Source organism: Emcibacter sp. SYSU 3D8, assembly GCF_039655875.1.
GTDB lineage: Bacteria > Pseudomonadota > Alphaproteobacteria > SMXS01 > SMXS01 > RI-34.
On the sequence record NZ_JBBYXK010000001.1, the window covers coordinates 298,912 to 313,482 of the forward strand.

At 63.4% G+C, this 14,571-nt stretch carries 15 protein-coding genes; 7 read left to right on the forward strand and 8 right to left on the reverse strand.

Annotation, left to right across the window (positions count from 1 at the left end; genetic code table 11):
• Positions 1-34 precede the first annotated feature (34 nt).
• Positions 35-640 carry a pseudouridine synthase gene (locus WJU21_RS01520; protein ID WP_346321612.1) on the forward strand — a complete coding sequence of 202 codons (606 nt, stop codon included), beginning with the start codon at positions 35-37 and terminating at the stop codon, positions 638-640.
• Between the two features lie 13 nt (positions 641-653).
• Here the strand turns inward: WJU21_RS01520 and rnd are convergent, their stop codons facing one another.
• The gene (rnd, locus tag WJU21_RS01525; RefSeq protein WP_346321613.1) at positions 654-1,802 is read right to left on the reverse strand and encodes a ribonuclease D; all 1,149 of its coding nucleotides are present in this window, start codon (positions 1,800-1,802) and stop codon (positions 654-656) included.
• Between the two features lie 113 nt (positions 1,803-1,915).
• Between rnd and aspS the strand changes: the two genes are divergently transcribed.
• On the forward strand, positions 1,916-3,694 hold the full coding sequence (gene aspS / locus WJU21_RS01530; protein WP_346321614.1) for an aspartate--tRNA ligase: 1,779 nt from the start codon (positions 1,916-1,918) through the stop codon (positions 3,692-3,694).
• Positions 3,695-3,822: 128 nt separating this feature from the next.
• A complete protein-coding gene (locus tag WJU21_RS01535) occupies positions 3,823-4,263 on the forward strand; it encodes a hypothetical protein (protein WP_346321615.1) in 441 nt (146 codons plus the stop codon).
• A gap of 11 nt (positions 4,264-4,274) precedes the next feature.
• Here WJU21_RS01535 and WJU21_RS01540 read toward each other — a convergent pair whose 3' ends face one another.
• Positions 4,275-5,498 carry a bifunctional alpha/beta hydrolase/OsmC family protein gene (locus WJU21_RS01540; protein ID WP_346321616.1) on the reverse strand — a complete coding sequence of 408 codons (1,224 nt, stop codon included), beginning with the start codon at positions 5,496-5,498 and terminating at the stop codon, positions 4,275-4,277.
• An 82-nt stretch (positions 5,499-5,580) separates the two neighbouring features.
• Here WJU21_RS01540 and WJU21_RS01545 point away from each other — a divergent pair, with 82 nt between their 5' ends.
• Complete coding sequence (locus WJU21_RS01545) at positions 5,581-6,732, forward strand: CaiB/BaiF CoA-transferase family protein (RefSeq protein ID WP_346321617.1); 1,152 nt, start codon at positions 5,581-5,583, stop codon at positions 6,730-6,732.
• On the opposite strand, the gene WJU21_RS01550 is transcribed toward WJU21_RS01545, so the two are convergent.
• A complete protein-coding gene (locus tag WJU21_RS01550) occupies positions 6,729-7,334 on the reverse strand; it encodes a hypothetical protein (protein WP_346321618.1) in 606 nt (201 codons plus the stop codon). The two genes, WJU21_RS01545 and WJU21_RS01550, sit on opposite strands and share 4 nt — an antisense overlap.
• A 38-nt stretch (positions 7,335-7,372) precedes the next feature.
• Positions 7,373-9,148 carry an extracellular solute-binding protein gene (locus WJU21_RS01555; protein WP_346321619.1) on the reverse strand — a complete coding sequence of 592 codons (1,776 nt, stop codon included), beginning with the start codon at positions 9,146-9,148 and terminating at the stop codon, positions 7,373-7,375.
• A 256-nt stretch (positions 9,149-9,404) separates the two neighbouring features.
• Here WJU21_RS01555 and WJU21_RS01560 point away from each other — a divergent pair, with 256 nt between their 5' ends.
• Both WJU21_RS01560 and WJU21_RS01565 read left to right on the forward strand, forming a co-directional pair.
• A complete protein-coding gene (locus WJU21_RS01560; RefSeq protein ID WP_346321620.1) occupies positions 9,405-9,677 on the forward strand; it encodes a DUF1971 domain-containing protein in 273 nt (90 codons plus the stop codon).
• Positions 9,678-9,801: 124 nt separating this feature from the next.
• Positions 9,802-11,022, forward strand: a complete 1,221-nt coding sequence (locus WJU21_RS01565) for a GGDEF domain-containing protein (RefSeq protein WP_346321621.1) — start codon at positions 9,802-9,804, stop codon at positions 11,020-11,022.
• A gap of 15 nt (positions 11,023-11,037) precedes the next feature.
• On the opposite strand, the gene WJU21_RS01570 is transcribed toward WJU21_RS01565, so the two are convergent.
• A complete protein-coding gene (locus tag WJU21_RS01570; RefSeq protein WP_346321622.1) occupies positions 11,038-11,997 on the reverse strand; it encodes an alpha/beta hydrolase in 960 nt (319 codons plus the stop codon).
• 85 nt (positions 11,998-12,082) lie between these two features.
• On the opposite strand from WJU21_RS01570, the gene WJU21_RS01575 reads away from it, so the two are divergent.
• Positions 12,083-12,889, forward strand: a complete 807-nt coding sequence (locus tag WJU21_RS01575) for an alpha/beta fold hydrolase (protein WP_346321623.1) — start codon at positions 12,083-12,085, stop codon at positions 12,887-12,889.
• Positions 12,890-12,937: 48 nt separating this feature from the next.
• Here the strand turns inward: WJU21_RS01575 and WJU21_RS01580 are convergent, their stop codons facing one another.
• The 3 genes from WJU21_RS01580 to WJU21_RS01590 form a co-directional block, all read right to left on the reverse strand.
• Positions 12,938-13,765, reverse strand: a complete 828-nt coding sequence (locus WJU21_RS01580; protein WP_346321624.1) for an SDR family NAD(P)-dependent oxidoreductase — start codon at positions 13,763-13,765, stop codon at positions 12,938-12,940.
• Positions 13,762-14,145: a hypothetical protein gene (locus tag WJU21_RS01585; protein WP_346321625.1), complete on the reverse strand. Its 384-nt coding sequence runs from the start codon at positions 14,143-14,145 to the stop codon at positions 13,762-13,764. Before WJU21_RS01585 ends, WJU21_RS01580 begins: the two co-directional genes overlap by 4 nt.
• 98 nt (positions 14,146-14,243) lie before the next feature.
• The gene (locus tag WJU21_RS01590; RefSeq protein ID WP_346321626.1) at positions 14,244-14,522 is read right to left on the reverse strand and encodes a DUF3096 domain-containing protein; all 279 of its coding nucleotides are present in this window, start codon (positions 14,520-14,522) and stop codon (positions 14,244-14,246) included.
• Between the last annotated feature and the right edge of the window lie 49 nt (positions 14,523-14,571).

Sequence of the window (14,571 nt, forward strand, 5' to 3'; positions counted from 1 at the left end):
TCCATCTTCGACCCGACCAGCAGGGCAAGGCCAAATGGCGACAGCGAAAGTCCGGTCTCCCAGAACAGGCGCCGCCAGGTGCCTGATCCTGTTCAACAAGCCCTACGGAATACTCTCGCAATTCACGTCAGGGACTGCCCACGACAGCGATGCGACGCTCTCCGCCTTCGTGACCGTACCCGACGTTTACCCGGCTGGACGGCTCGACAAGGACAGCGAAGGCCTTCTGCTCCTGACCAATGACGGCAAGCTGCAAGCGCGTATTGCCGACCCAAGGTTCAAGCTGCCCAAGACCTATCTCGTGCAAGTGGAAGGTGAGCCGGCGGACGCAAGCCTCGAGCTGCTCCGGCACGGGGTTCCGCTCGACAATCTGATGACCAAGCCTGCAAGCGTGGAACGGATCGATCCGCCCGGAATCTGGGAGCGCGATCCGCCGATCCGCTTTCGCAAGACAGTTCCGGATTCCTGGCTGAAGGTGACGATTCGCGAAGGGCGTAACCGTCAGGTCCGGAGAATGACCGCCGCGGTCGGTCACCCCACGCTGCGGCTGGTACGATGGAGCGTGGGGCACTGGAGTGTCGCCGGGCTGGCCCCAGGACAATGGAAAAAAGCCGACCTTTCACAAGAAAGATCAATATAGTTGCGGGATTATCCTAAAGCTCGGTGAGAATCACGTTGCCGCGTCGGATCGACAGCGCCATCTTGCCGTGCTTGAGCGCGAGCGCATCCTTGCCGAAGACGTCATAGCGCCAGCCATGCCGGGCCGGAACGTCGGCCTCGTCGTTGGCCGCCAGCTCTTCGAGGTCGGACATGTTGGCCACCAGTTTCTGCGCCACGTTCTCTTCCTCGCAGCGCATTTTCAGCAGCACGCGCATCAGGTCGACAATCGGGCCGATGCCGCGCGGCATTTGCCGGCGCTGCTCGGCGGCCGGCAGCATGTCTTCGGGCAGGGCGCGGGCGTCGTTAAGAGCCTTCAGCAGACTTTCACCGTTCGGGCCGCGCGCCAGGTTCTCGGCAACGCCGCGCACATTCCTCAATTCGTCGAGACTGGACGGCGGGTGTGCGGCAATTTCCAGCACCACGTCGTCGCGGATCACCCTGTTGCGCGGCACATCGATCTTCTGAGCACGGTGCTCACGCCATTCGGCGACAGCCCTGACACAGGCCATGAAGCGGCGATTGGAGCTTTTCGGCTTCAGCCTCAACCAGGCATCCTCAGGCTGGACGACGTAGGTTGCCGGGTCTTCCAGCACGTCCATCTCTTCCTTCAGCCAGGATTGCCGGCCGTTCTTTTCCAGGATCTTGGCGATGCCCCTGTAGATATCCCGCAGGTGAATCACGTCACCCAGCGCATATTGCACCTGCTTGTTGGTCAGCGGCCGGCGCGACCAGTCCGCAAAGCGCGACGATTTGTCCACCCGCGCCTTGGTGAAATGATTGACCAGCGTTTCGTAGCCCACGGAATCTCCGAAACCGGCAACCATGGCAGCCACTTGCGTGTCGAAGACAGGAACGGGCAGGGCGCCGAAATCGTGCAGGAAAATCTCCATGTCCTGCCGCGCCGCATGCAGCACCTTCAGGATGTTCTCGTTGGCCATCAATTCAATGAACGGCTCCAGCGATATGCCGTCCGCAAGCGGATCGATCGCCCACGCGCCATCGTCGCCGGCAACCTGGATCAGACACAGCTTCGGCCAGTAGGTGTTGCTGCGCATGAATTCGGTATCGACGGTCACAAATGCCGAATCGCGCAGCGACGCGCAAATCTCGGCCAGATCGGCAGTCTTCTCGATTACTTTCATCGATCGATCCTATACAGCCATTCCTCGGTCCCGTCACCACCCCCGTCCTTGGCTTGACAAAACGCTGGCAAATGTGTGCTTTACGCCCGCCCGCACTGAAGGAAACCAACACGATGCACGCGTACCGCTCGCACACCTGTAACGACCTGCGCGAAGAAGATGTCGGCCAGATTGTCCGGATCTCCGGCTGGGTGCACCGCAAGCGCGACCACGGCAATCTGCTGTTCGTCGACCTGCGCGACCATTACGGCCTGACGCAGTGCGTGATCGAGGCGGGCGAGCCCGGTTTCGGCATCATCGACGGCTCCCGGGCCGAAAGCGTCGTCACGATTGACGGCAAGGTCGTCGCCCGCACGCCGGAGACCATCAACAACGATCTGCCCACCGGTCAGATCGAGGTCCGCATCCAGGCGGTCACTGTCCAGTCGGCGGCGCAGGAGCTGCCCATGCCGGTGTTCGGCGAGCAGGAATATCCCGAGGACATCCGCCTGAAGCACCGTTATCTGGATCTGCGCCGCGAGCGCATGCACGCCAATATCGTGCTGCGCTCGAAGATCATCTCCAGCATCCGCCGCCGGATGATCGACCAGGGCTTCATGGAATTCCAGACGCCGATCCTGACCGCGTCGTCGCCGGAAGGCGCGCGCGACTTCCTGGTCCCCAGCCGCATCCATCCCGGAAAGTTCTATGCGTTGCCCCAGGCGCCGCAGCAATTCAAGCAGCTGCTGATGGTCGCCGGCTTCGACCGCTACTTCCAGATCGCGCCGTGTTTCCGTGACGAGGACGCTCGCGCCGACCGTTCGCCGGGCGAGTTCTACCAACTCGACATGGAGATGTCGTTCGTCACGCAGGACGACGTGTTCGAGGCCATTGAGCCGGTGATGCACGGCATATTCAGCGAGTTCTCGGACCGCACCATCACGCCGGCGCCGTTCCCGCGCATCCCGTACCGCGAATCCATGCTGAAATATGGCAATGACAAGCCGGACCTGCGCAATCCGCTGCTGATTACCGACGTGACCGAAGCGTTCCGCGGCTCGAATTTCGGCGTGTTCGCCCGCGCCATCGAAAATGGTTCGGTGGTGCGCGCGATTCCGGCACCGAAGTCGTCGGATCGTCCACGCAGCTTCTTCGACAAGATGAACGAGTGGGCCCGCAGCAATGGCGCGCCGGGTCTGGGCTATATCATCTTCGCCGATGGTGGCGGCAAGGGTCCGATCGCCAACAACCTCGACGCCGACCGGATCGCACAGCTCAAGGCGGCGACCGGCCTGGGCGATGGTGACAGCTTGTTTTTTGCCGCCGGCACACCTGCAAAGGCCGCCGAACTGGCGGGTCTGGCGCGGACCAAGCTCGGCCAGGACCTCGGCCTGATCGAGGAAAACGCCTTCCGGTTCTGCTGGATCGTCGATTTTCCGATGTACGAATATGACGACAAGGAGAAGCGGATCGACTTCTCCCACAATCCGTTCTCCATGCCCCAGGGCGGCATGGAGGCGCTTGAGACCATGGACCCGCTGGACATTCTTGCGTTCCAGTACGACATTGTCTGCAACGGCATCGAGCTCTCGTCGGGCGGCATCCGAAACCACAGCCCGGACCTCATGGTAAAGGCGTTCGAAATCGCCGGTTACACGCGCGAGGACGTGGAAAACCGCTTCGGCGGCATGCTCAACGCATTCCGCTATGGCGCCCCGCCGCATGGCGGCATCGCGCCCGGTATCGATCGTATCGTGATGTTGCTCGCTGACGTGCCGAATATCCGGGAAGTCATCCTGTTTCCGATGACGCAGCAAGCCGAAGACCTGATGATGAGCGCGCCGGCGCCGGCCACCAACAAGCAGCTTCGCGAGTTGCACATCCGGGTCGTGCAGGAAGAAAAGAAGGCTTGATACGTGACCGATCGCCAGCAACCCATTTTGGGTGACTGGGGTGTTGGCGGAGTCGGCCGCAACGACGTTAGATGCAGCGTTGCCCTGATGCGGGCCGCTTATGTTTCGGTTTTATTGGGGGGAGTAGGGTGCGCAGCATCGATTTCAGCCCGACCGGCGCGTATTTCGCGACCCTGAGCTCGCGCTTCCAGCGCATCGCTCTCGATGCCGTCCGCCAGACAGCCATGCTGAGTTGGTCCGACCGGCTGTTCTTTCTCAGCGCGGCAGGCGACAAGCACGAAGTATGGCGCCTTGCCTATGATGCCCGCTATGTGGGCGAGCAGGTGCCCGAATGGTCGCGGATCGTCAACGCCGTGATCGAGATATGGAAGCCGGCCCCCATCGCCTGCTTCGAGATGGCGGCCATATACTCGCTGTCCGAGGACCCGACCTGGCGCATGGCGGGGGAGGCGTGGTGCCACGCCAACGGATTTGGCGCCGCGCTGGCCGATTATCGGGCAGACCCGGTCACCTGCGCCGGTGAACTGGTCAAACTGGCGCTTGAACGGCTTGACCGGCTGGCAGGCTGAAACGACGGCCGTCAGGCTTCCACCGTCTCGATTCTGATCTCGTTGGTCAGTGTCCGGTGCACCGGGCATTTGTCCGCAATGGCGATCAGTTTTTCCCGCTCCTCGTCCGACAGGTCGCCTTCCAGGCGAATGGTCCGGCGCAGTACATCGATTTTGACCTCGCGAGTTTCGCAATCGGTGCAATCGGTTGCGTGAATCCGGTCATGCACGACGTCCACAACGATGTGCCGCAGATCGAATTTCTTTCGATCGGCATAGAGACGCAGGGTCATCGAGGTACAGGTGCCCAGCGATGCCCCGAGCAAATCATACGGGGTAGGGCCGCGATCGGCACCGCCGGGAATGGTCGTGGGCTCATCCGCAACAAGATGGTGCCGGCCGACGCGCACATCCTGTTCCAGACGGCCTGGCCCGGTATCCGACACGCGGACCAGCCCGTCCGGCGGGAACTCGCCTGCATCCGCTTCCGCGCCCTCCATGTAGCGCGAGGCCCAGGCAGCGAGAATGTCGGCGACATAGGCGGCGTCGGCGACGTTGCTGAGCAGGTGATTGGCGCCGTCCAGCGACACGAAACTCTTGGGATGCCGCGCCGCCAGGAAAATATCGCCGGCATTCTCGATGCCCACGGTCTGGTCCAGCGGTGCGTGAAACACGATCAGGGCCTTGTGCAGCCTGCCCAGATAGTCGCTTGGCTGGTGGGTCCTGAGATCGTCGAGAAACCCGGCCCCGATCTCGAAAGGACGGCCGCCGACATCGACGACCGCCTTGCCCTTGCGCCTGATCTCGTCCTCCGGATCCTTGATCAGGCGCGCCACATGCGCCGGATCGGCAGGCGCGCCAATGGTGGCAACCACGTTGGCTTCGGGAATGTCCACCGCCGCACGCAGCATGGCCGCGCCGCCAAGGCTGTGTCCCACCAGGATCGCAGGCGCCCGGTGCTCGCGCCGCAAGAACTCTGCCGCCGCCAGCAGGTCTTCGACATTCGACGAGAAGCTGGTGTTGGCGAAATCGCCGTCGGATGAACCCAGGCCGGTAAAGTCGAAACGCAGCACCGCGATGCCGCGCTCCGACAGGCCGCGCGCGATCCGGCTCGCCGCCAGCGCATCCTTGTTGCAGGTAAAGCAATGGGCAAAGAGGGCATAGGCGCGCACCTCGCCATCGGGCATGTCGAGACGGGCGGCGAGATCCTGCCCCTGTGTCCCTTTGAACGTGATCTTTCCGCTCGGCACGGGCATGGTGATTCCTGTTGGTTTCGATAGGATCGCTTTCTATGGTAGCCGCAAAACAACGGGAACTTCAGGGAAAAGGGAGAATGCCATGGGTCCGCTTCAGGGCGTCAAGGTCATCGAAATAGCCGGCATCGGACCGGGTCCGTTCTGCGCCATGATGCTGGCCGACATGGGCGCCGACGTCATCCGCATCGACCGCAAGGATCCGTCGGGCAGGGGTGGCACCACGGCCGGCGGCAACGCCCGGTTTGACGTGCTGAATCGCGGCCGCCGCTCGCTGGCGCTGGACCTGAAGAAGCCCGAGGCGATCGAGACCGTGCTGAAGCTGTGCGAGACCGCCGACGTGATCACCGAGGGCTTCCGCCCGGGCGTCATGGAACGCCTCGGTCTTGGTCCGGACGAGGTGATGAAGCGCAACCCGAAGATCATCTATGGCCGGATGACCGGCTGGGGCCAGGAAGGCCCCTATGCGCCCGTTGCCGGCCACGACATCAACTATATCGCCCTGTCGGGCGTGCTGCATGCGCTGGGCCGCGAGGACAGCAAGCCGGTGCCGCCCATGAATCTGGTCGGCGACTTCGGCGGCGGCGGCATGATGCTGGCATTCGGCATCGCCTGCGCCCTGATCGAGGCCAGCAAGTCCGGCAAGGGCCAGGTGATCGACACCGCCATGGTCGACGGCGCGGCGCTGCTGATGGCGCCCATGTACGGCATGCAGGCCATGGGCCGCTGGAACGGCGACAAGCGCGGCGTGAACATCCTGGACACCGGCGCCCACTTCTATGAGGTCTATGAGACCAAGGACGGCAAATACATCTCGGTCGGCTCCATCGAACCCCAGTTCTACAAGCTGCTGGTCGAGAAATCCGGCATCGATGCCGACGTCTTCTCGGATCAGCATAACAAAGATAAATGGAGGGGTTACAAGGATACCCTCACAATGGTGTTCAAGACCAAGACGCGGGACGAATGGTGCGCCATCATGGAATACACCGATGTCTGTTTCGCGCCCGTCCTGTCCATGAACGAGGTCCACGAACATCCGCACAACAAGGAGCGCGGCACCTTCATCGAAGTGGCCGGCGTCCGTCAGCCCGGCCCGGCGCCGCGCTTCTCGCGCACCAAGCCGCAGGTCCAGCGCCCGTCGCCCGCACCCGGCGAGCACAATGAGGAAGCGCTGAAGGCCTATGGGTTCAGCGGCGCCGACATCGAAAAGCTGAAGACGGCCGGCGCGATCTAGCGCGCAGGCTCCACCACGGCGTTCACGGTAATCGTCTTGCCGTTTTCGCCGGGGAAGCCGGTGAAGATCGCATCGATCATGTAGGGAACCGCGCCGGCAAAATTGCCGGCCGGTCCCACGCTCTGGGCGCGGCCCTCGAACACGCGCGAACCATCGGCGCGGCGCTCGATCACAACGCTGACCATGCGAAGGGCAAGCGGGTCCCGGTTGCGCCCATCCAGGCTGAAACTGGTGCCCACGCCCATGCCGACCGTTGAGTGCCCGCCGAACGACGCGCCGCCGATTCCGAGGCTCAGGCGCGGGCTGCTGTCGTCATGCCCGCCTTCGACCGGCTGCTGCCAGTAATCCAGCTGGACGACGTAATCCGGCTCGCCACCTGCAGCCAGTTTGAATCCCGCCCCTTGCAGCCGGTCACTGGCCCGCCGGGCATAGAGCCTGAACATGGGGTCGCTCGACTTGCGCGGGTCAGCGGCAACCAGCAGGGCGGAGCCGCCGGTGGCCGGAAGCTGGTTGAACCGGGTGACTTCGGACCGCATCTGGTCGGGCGCGGCGCAACCGAGCAAACCAGCCACCAGGGCCATGAGAAAGGTCGATCGCTTCATGGGCTAACCTCCGGAGCGGTATGTATGGCCGGACGGCGCTATTTGCCAGTGGACCACCAGGTTTCCGGGGCATAGCCGGTCAGCGGCGTGACGGCCGGCATGGCGATCCTGGTCCAGTATGCGACCCGGTCACCCTTGAGATGATAGAGCGGGATCACGTAGACGCCGGCGCGCAGCACCCGGTCGAGCAGCCTCGTGGCCGTCACCAGCCCGGCCCGAGTCCGCGCGGCGGTGATCCGCTGCACCAGCCTGTCGATCAGGGGGTCCTTCACGCCCATATAGTTGCGCGTTCCCGGGCTGTCGGCAGCTGCCACACCCCAATAGAATGCCTGTTCGTTGCCGGGTGACAATGACTGGCCCCAGAAATAGACCGCCATATCGAAATCGTAGGTGGTCATCCGCTCCTGGTATTGGGCGCTATCAACCAACCGGGCGTCGACATGGATGCCCAGGCGCTCAAGGTCGCGGGCATATTGCTGGGCCACCCGGAGATTGGCGGGATCATCGAGCATGATCTCGAACGTGAACGGCATGCCATCCTGCCCCGTCAGCACCCCGTTCACGACCTTGTAGCCCAGCGCGTCGAATGCCGTCTTGGCCTTGGCGAGATTGACCCGTCCTCCATCGTCAGGCCCCGACACGGGCGGCGGAGTGAGTGGCCCGCGCAGGGCAGGGTGGGACGATGCGCCCAGTTCGGCCGCCAGCGCCAGTTCGTCCTTGCCGGGCGTGAGCGGGGCGGACAATTCGGAATTGTCGAACACGCCCCGGGTCCGTGAATAGGCGCCATAGAACAGCTTCTGGTTCAGCCATTCAAAATTGAAGGCCTCGACCAGCGCCGCCCGCACCCTGATATCGCGGAACATCGGCCGTCTGGTATTGAACACCAGGCCGTTCAGCCCGGCGGGCAGGCCGTTGGGCAGCACCCGTTTGACAATCCGGCCATCGCGCAATGCCTTGCTGTCATAAGCGCTTGCCCATTTGCGCGGGCTGCTTTCGGCCCGGAAGTCCACCGAACCTGCCTTGAAGGCTTCCAACGCCATGTCGTCGTCGCGAAAATAGTCGTAGCGGACTTCGTCGAAATTAAACCGCCCCCGGTTGATGGGCAGATCGCGCCCCCAATAGCCCGGATCACGGCGATAGGTGATGCTCCGGCCCGGACTGACGGATTCAACCCGGTAAGGGCCGGTACCCGGGATCACGTCGAGACTCGGACGATCGAACTGCCGGTTGTCGAACCAGTGCCGGGGAAGCACCGGCAGCAATCCAAGGATCAGCGGCAATTCGCGGTCGGCGGACGCGCCGAAAGTGAACTTCACGCCGCGCGGGCCGACACGGTCAATCCTGGTGACCTGCGAATAATAGGTGTGATGGTTGGGGCGGCCATGATCGCGCAATGTTTCCAGGGAAAAGATCACGTCGTCGACCGTCACCGGCTTGCCGTCGTGAAACCGCGCCTCGGGCCGCAGGCGAAAGATCACCCAGGAGCGGTCGTCAGGCACCTCGATCGATTCGGCAACCAGCCCATAGAGTGTGAACGGTTCGTCGAGGCCGCGCGTCATCAGCGTATCGAATACCAGCGAGACGCCGTCAGCCCGATTGCCCCGGATAATGAACGGGTTGAGGCTGTCGAACGAACCGGCCCTGGACAGCACCAACCGCCCGCCCTTGGGCGCCGCCGGATTGACATAGTCGGTGTGCTCGAAACCCGCGCTGTATTTGGGCGCGCCATGCATGGCGATTCCGTGCATGGGACCGGCTGCAATGGCCGGCGTGACGATCAGCAATGACAGGAGCACGAGCAACCGAAGGGCCATGGACCAGACTATGGCGCGGCGCTGCCTCGTGCGTAAAGCGCGGCACTCAAAAAAATGGGCGCCATCGGCGCCCAGTCTGGAGGAATGCGGTCGAATCCCGAGCGGCAGGTCAAATGGGGTTCAAGCGCTCTGGCGCATGATGTATGAACCTCTCAGCCGCTGCCTTCGGCTCCTGAAATCAATGGTTGCATGCTGACCGCCGACTTGGGCAGGATTTGGGCGAACAGTTTGCTTCCGCGCGAGAATGGGGAGAATCATGCAGGAGATTCCTGACACCGTCCGTCCGTACCAGAAGACGCAGGTCTACACCGACAAGACCACGCCCGGCATGATGAAGAACGACCATCGCGTACGCTCTGGTGTCTGGGCCAAGATCGTCGTCCAGAAGGGCGAGGTGGTCTACGAAATCCCCGAACGGAACGAACAGGTTACGGTAACCGCCGAGGCGCCGGCCGTGATCGAGCCGGTGGTGATGCACCGCATCCTGCCGCAGGCCGGTTCGCGCTTCTACCTGGAGTATTACCGCTAGGGCACCCCCCAGACTGGGGTCCCCCTTTATTGCCTCCAGTGCTGGATACGCTTGCGTAACGGGCATTTCCGGGTCTTGCTTGTCTGCACCTGGGCCGAGTATGTGGCCCGAGAATGGAGGGGACATGCCGGAAATACGCTCCGGTGGCGAGCGCGTTGCCGCACAGGAGGTATCTGCCCGCATCCTGACGTTCCGCTACGTCGTCGCGTTGGCCATCCTCGCCATGATCGCCGTAGCCTCGCATGTCTCGTTCACCCGCGTACTGCGTGAAAATGGCGGCTCGACCTTTCTCAACGTGGTCAGCGGCCAGCAGCAGACACTCGTGCAGCTCATTGCGCGCTATGCCTCGCAGTACGCAGCCGGCGATGTCAGCGCCCACAATCGCCTGGTACGCGAAATCGACCATCTGTCCGCCGATCACGACGCGCTGATTGCCCACATGGATGCGGCAAAGCTGCCCGAGGCGGTGATCGCCGCTCTCCGGTCGGTCTATCTCGGGGAAACCAGCCTCAAGGCTCGAATCGACACCTATGTCGACACGGCACGGCGAGTCGCCGCAGCGCAGCCGGGTTCAGCGGAGATTCATCAGGACCTTGCCCTGGTTCTGGCCGATGCCGACGGCGCCGTCTACCAGGGACTGAGACGCATCGTCGACATCTACAACGCCTACACCATCGAGCAATTGCGACGTCTAGAGCGGATGCAGAACTCAATGCTGGCCATGGTCTTTCTAACCCTGGCAATGGAAGCCGGGATCATCTTCAATCCCATGGTCAGACGCATCGTGCACTATACGACGGACCTGCTACAGCTGGCCTCGACGGATCCGCTGACAGGTCTTCTCAACCGGCGCAGTTTCCTCGACAGCGCCTTCGCCGAGGTGCGGCGTGCCCGCCGTGACGGCGCGCCGAGCGCACTGATGAGCATCGACGCCGATCACTTCAAGCGCATCAACGATACCCAGGGCCATCAAGCCGGCGATGAGGTCCTCATGGCCATGGCGACGGCCCTCGCGGCGCGCTCCAGAAATTCCGATGTGCTTGGGCGGATTGGCGGTGAAGAATTCGCTATCCTGATGCCCGGCGTGTCGCTCGAGCGCGCAATGCAGATGGCCGAACGGCTTCGCGGTGACGTGGCCCGGCTTCGAACGCCGACAGAGTCGGGCTTTGTCAGCTTTACCATCAGCATCGGCGTCACCCTTGTCCGGGATGACGAGAGCGAACTGACCCCTGCGCTCAACCGTGCCGACAAGGCGCTTTATGCGGCCAAGTCGGCAGGCCGCAACAAGGTCGCCGAGTTCACCGGCGCCGACGAACCCATTGCGCTCTCGGAAGGCGCTGCCTAGACAGGGTAGAGCGGATCAGATCAGGCAACGTTCAAGGAAATCGTCAACCCGGTCGCGGAAACGCCGGGCCAGGGGTCCGCCGAACGCCGGGAAGCCGTGGGTCCCACCAGGGAAGACCTCGAGTTCGGCATGATTGCCCGCCGCAGCCCATTTTGCGTGCATGAACAAGGTGTCGTCGATCAGCGGATCAAGCGTTCCCACGGTAAAAAGCGCGGGAGGGAAGCCGTGCAGGTCGCCCTGGATGGGAGACACGTCCGGTGTCGGCCAGGTCGCGGGATCGGTGGCGAACACGTCGCGAAACCAGGTAATCGTATGGGTGTTCAGCACCAGCCGGCGCGCGCCCCAATTGCGCACGCTCGGCGTCAGCGCCAGATCGAACACGCCATAGACGAGGTTGGCCGCCTGGAACTGGAAGCCGTGGCGGTCGCGCATACGCAACATGGTCACCGCCGCGAGATGGGCGCCTGCCGATTCACCGCCGATCGCGAACCAGTCGGTTCCAAACTGGGTGGCGGCATGGGCCGCCAGCCAAAGCGCCGCTGCTTCGCAATCGTCAGGCGCGGCTGGATAGGGATTCTCCGGCGCGAGTCGGTAGCCCACGCTGACGACAGCCAGCCCGTGGCGGTCGCAGAGATGCTCCAACAAGGGGTCATTCTGATCATTTGCGCCATTCATCCAGCCACCGCCGTGAATGTGCATATAGACGCCGCGAGGCTGCTCGGGCGCCACCAGTCGCAATTGGATGGGACCGCCGGGCCCCGGAATCTCGCGTGTCATGGCCCTGGCCGACTTCGGGCGGGCAGGGAAGACGCCATCGCCGCGGGCGCGGGCCTCGCGGATCACCGTGGGCGGCACGGTCTCGATGGGCGGCGCCTTGGCAAGGGCGGCATCAATGCGGTCGATAACCGCCCGCGTCTCGGCATCGATCAGCGCCTCATCGAACAGCGCCGGTGTCAGATTGGAAGTAAATGGCACGACGTTCCCCTGTTTGCCGCTTGCGGCCCCATCATGCCCGGTGCACGCTCGGGCGCAAGGAGAGACAGAGCGCAGGAGAGGGCTCATGCCCTTCATCCAGGCCGGCAGCATCCGGATTTATTACGAAATGACGGGTAATGGTCACCGGCTGTTGTTCATCAACGGCACCGGCGGCGATTTGCGTAATCCGATCGGTCCGATGCAGTCGCCCCTGGCGAAGCAGTTCAACTTGCTGGCCTATGATCAGCGCGGTCTCGGCCAGACGGACAAGCCGGCTGGTCCCTACACCATGCGTGACTACGCCGACGACGCGGCCCGGCTGCTCAACGCAGTCGGATGGCAGAGTTGCCATGTGCTCGGCTATTCGTTCGGCGGCATGGTGGCGCAGGAATTCGCCATCCGTCATCCGGGACGCGTCGACAGACTGGTCTTGTGCGTCACCTCGCCGGGCGGCGCCGGAGGCGCCTCCTACCCGCTGCATGAACTGGCAAAACTTGGACCTGAAGAACGTGCGCGGCGCGCCATGGCGCTGGCCGATCTGCGCCGAACACCCGAATGGCAGGCCGCCCATCCCGAAGAGGTGTCCCAGTTTATCGGCCAGTCACTGGCGGCCGAACGGCAGCACGCGGACGAGCCCGGCTGGGCCGAGGGCAGGGCGCGGCAACTCGATGCCCGCCGCGGCCACGATACGTTCGATCGCCTGGACGAAATCCGAGCCCCGACCCTGATATGCGGCGGCCGCTATGATGGCATCGCGCTCGCGGCCACCCAGGAAAGGATGGCCGCGCGCATACCGGGCGCCGAGTTGAAGATCTTCGAAGGCGGCCACCTGTTCGTCATGCAGGACCGCTCGGCCTATCCCGCCATCATGGACTGGCTGAAGCGCGACTGAAGCCGACGGCACTGCCCCGTCAGCATGCCGCGCGAGTGCCCGGCGGACCTATCCGGTAAACGCGTCCGTCTTGTCGAGCGCCGCGATCATTTCCTTGTAGCGTCCCTCGACCAGGTCGCGAATGTATTCGTGGGTGAACACGTAGAAGTCGCCGGCCTTCACGCCTTCCACCGCCATTCGTCCCACCAGGTCGGCGTCCATGCCCAGGTCCATGATCAGCTTTTTCGATTCCTCGTTCGAGGCGGCGCGCTCGCCATACTGGGCCGGCCGGTCGCGCTCGATGTCCCATATATCGGTCGCCACAGGGCCGGGACATAGCAAGGTGACCGAGATGTCGTTGCTGGCGTAGTCGGCGCGCACGGCGTCGGCAAGACCGAGCAGCGCGTGTTTCGAGGCGGCATAGATCGGCATGCTGCCATAGGGAGTCATCCCGACGCTCTGCTCGGAACCGGTGATGACGATATGCGCCGGTTTGCCCTGGCCAAGGAAGCGGGTAATGAACGCCGAGCAGGCAAGATAGACCCCGCGCACGTTGACGCCCATCAGCCAGTCCCAATCGTTGTCGCTGATGCTGTGCATCTGGCCGCGAATCCCCACGCCCGCATTGGCGACGAGCATGTCGACCTGTCCGAATTCCTTGAATGCACGGTCTGCCAGCGCCTCGACATCCTCGCGCTTCGATGCGTCGCTGCCGACGCCGATGGCGCGAATGCCGTATTCTGCCGCCAACATCCCGGCCGCCCGCTCCGACTTGTCGGCGTGGAGGCCGGTGAGCATGAGATGCACACCTTCGGCGGCCAGCGCCCGGGCAACGCCCAGACCGATGCCGCTGTTGCCGCCGGTTATGACGGCAACCTTGTCCCGCAAGTCCTTCATCGACACCTCCTCCTCGGTTGGGGCCAGAATATCCAGCCCTCCGGGATGTGCCTACCCTGTTGTGCTAACGTCGTGCCATGCACAGCAAGCCCGTCATTCTTCTCACCGGTTTCGAGCCGTTCGGCGGTCATCGGATCAATTCGAGCTGGGAGGCAACCCGCATCGCCGGCAAGGCCCTCGGCCCAAATGTCATCGTCGAGCGCCTGCCGGTTCATCACACACGAGCGGCGCAGACGCTGAAGATGTTGCTGGAGCGGCACCGTCCCGATGCGTGTCTGCTCACCGGATTGGCGCGCGGCCCGCATCTGCGTGTCGAAAGGCTGGCGCGCCTTCATCGGGCGTTGGCAGGGCCGGCGCTCCGGGACGGCTTCACGGCGCATGGCCCGTGGCCGAGATCGGACTGTCGCTCCGTCTCTCGAAATTGCCGTACCGCGTATCCGATAATGCCGGTAGCTATGTCTGTAACAGTACTTACTGGTCATTGCTGAACTTCAGCATGAACAACGGCTGGCCCCGATACACAGCGTTCGTGCATGTGCCGCCGTTGTCCCGGCGATTCACCGCCACCTCGCTGGCGCGGGGATTGCTGGCAATCCTGCGCCGGCGGATGGCGCACATCCCGTGAGCGCCGGGAACAGGCGTACAAGCCCCGCCAGGGTCGGGAAATGGCGATCACGTAGTTGAGACTCTTCGGAACCAGCAGGATGACGGTCCCGGCGATCAGGGCGATCAATGGCTGAATGACGATGACGTTCATGACAGGTCTCTCCGGCACCGGCGCATGCACAGGAGAACGCTGCAGGACG

Excerpts from the sequence above, each read along its gene's own strand:
- WJU21_RS01520 (WP_346321612.1), top strand. The coding sequence starts at position 35 with ATGGCGACAGCGAAAGTCCGGTCTCCCAGAACAGGCGCCGCCAGGTGC.
- rnd (WP_346321613.1), bottom strand. The coding sequence starts at position 1,802 with ATGAAAGTAATCGAGAAGACTGCCGATCTGGCCGAGATTTGCGCGTCG.
- aspS (WP_346321614.1), top strand. The coding sequence starts at position 1,916 with ATGCACGCGTACCGCTCGCACACCTGTAACGACCTGCGCGAAGAAGAT.
- WJU21_RS01540 (WP_346321616.1), bottom strand. The coding sequence starts at position 5,498 with ATGCCCGTGCCGAGCGGAAAGATCACGTTCAAAGGGACACAGGGGCAG.
- WJU21_RS01545 (WP_346321617.1), top strand. The coding sequence starts at position 5,581 with ATGGGTCCGCTTCAGGGCGTCAAGGTCATCGAAATAGCCGGCATCGGA.
- WJU21_RS01550 (WP_346321618.1), bottom strand. The coding sequence starts at position 7,334 with ATGAAGCGATCGACCTTTCTCATGGCCCTGGTGGCTGGTTTGCTCGGT.
- WJU21_RS01555 (WP_346321619.1), bottom strand. The coding sequence starts at position 9,148 with ATGGCCCTTCGGTTGCTCGTGCTCCTGTCATTGCTGATCGTCACGCCG.
- WJU21_RS01560 (WP_346321620.1), top strand. The coding sequence starts at position 9,405 with ATGCAGGAGATTCCTGACACCGTCCGTCCGTACCAGAAGACGCAGGTC.
- WJU21_RS01565 (WP_346321621.1), top strand. The coding sequence starts at position 9,802 with ATGCCGGAAATACGCTCCGGTGGCGAGCGCGTTGCCGCACAGGAGGTA.
- WJU21_RS01575 (WP_346321623.1), top strand. The coding sequence starts at position 12,083 with ATGCCCTTCATCCAGGCCGGCAGCATCCGGATTTATTACGAAATGACG.
- WJU21_RS01580 (WP_346321624.1), bottom strand. The coding sequence starts at position 13,765 with ATGAAGGACTTGCGGGACAAGGTTGCCGTCATAACCGGCGGCAACAGC.
- WJU21_RS01585 (WP_346321625.1), bottom strand. The coding sequence starts at position 14,145 with ATGCGCCGTGAAGCCGTCCCGGAGCGCCGGCCCTGCCAACGCCCGATG.
- WJU21_RS01590 (WP_346321626.1), bottom strand. The coding sequence starts at position 14,522 with ATGAACGTCATCGTCATTCAGCCATTGATCGCCCTGATCGCCGGGACC.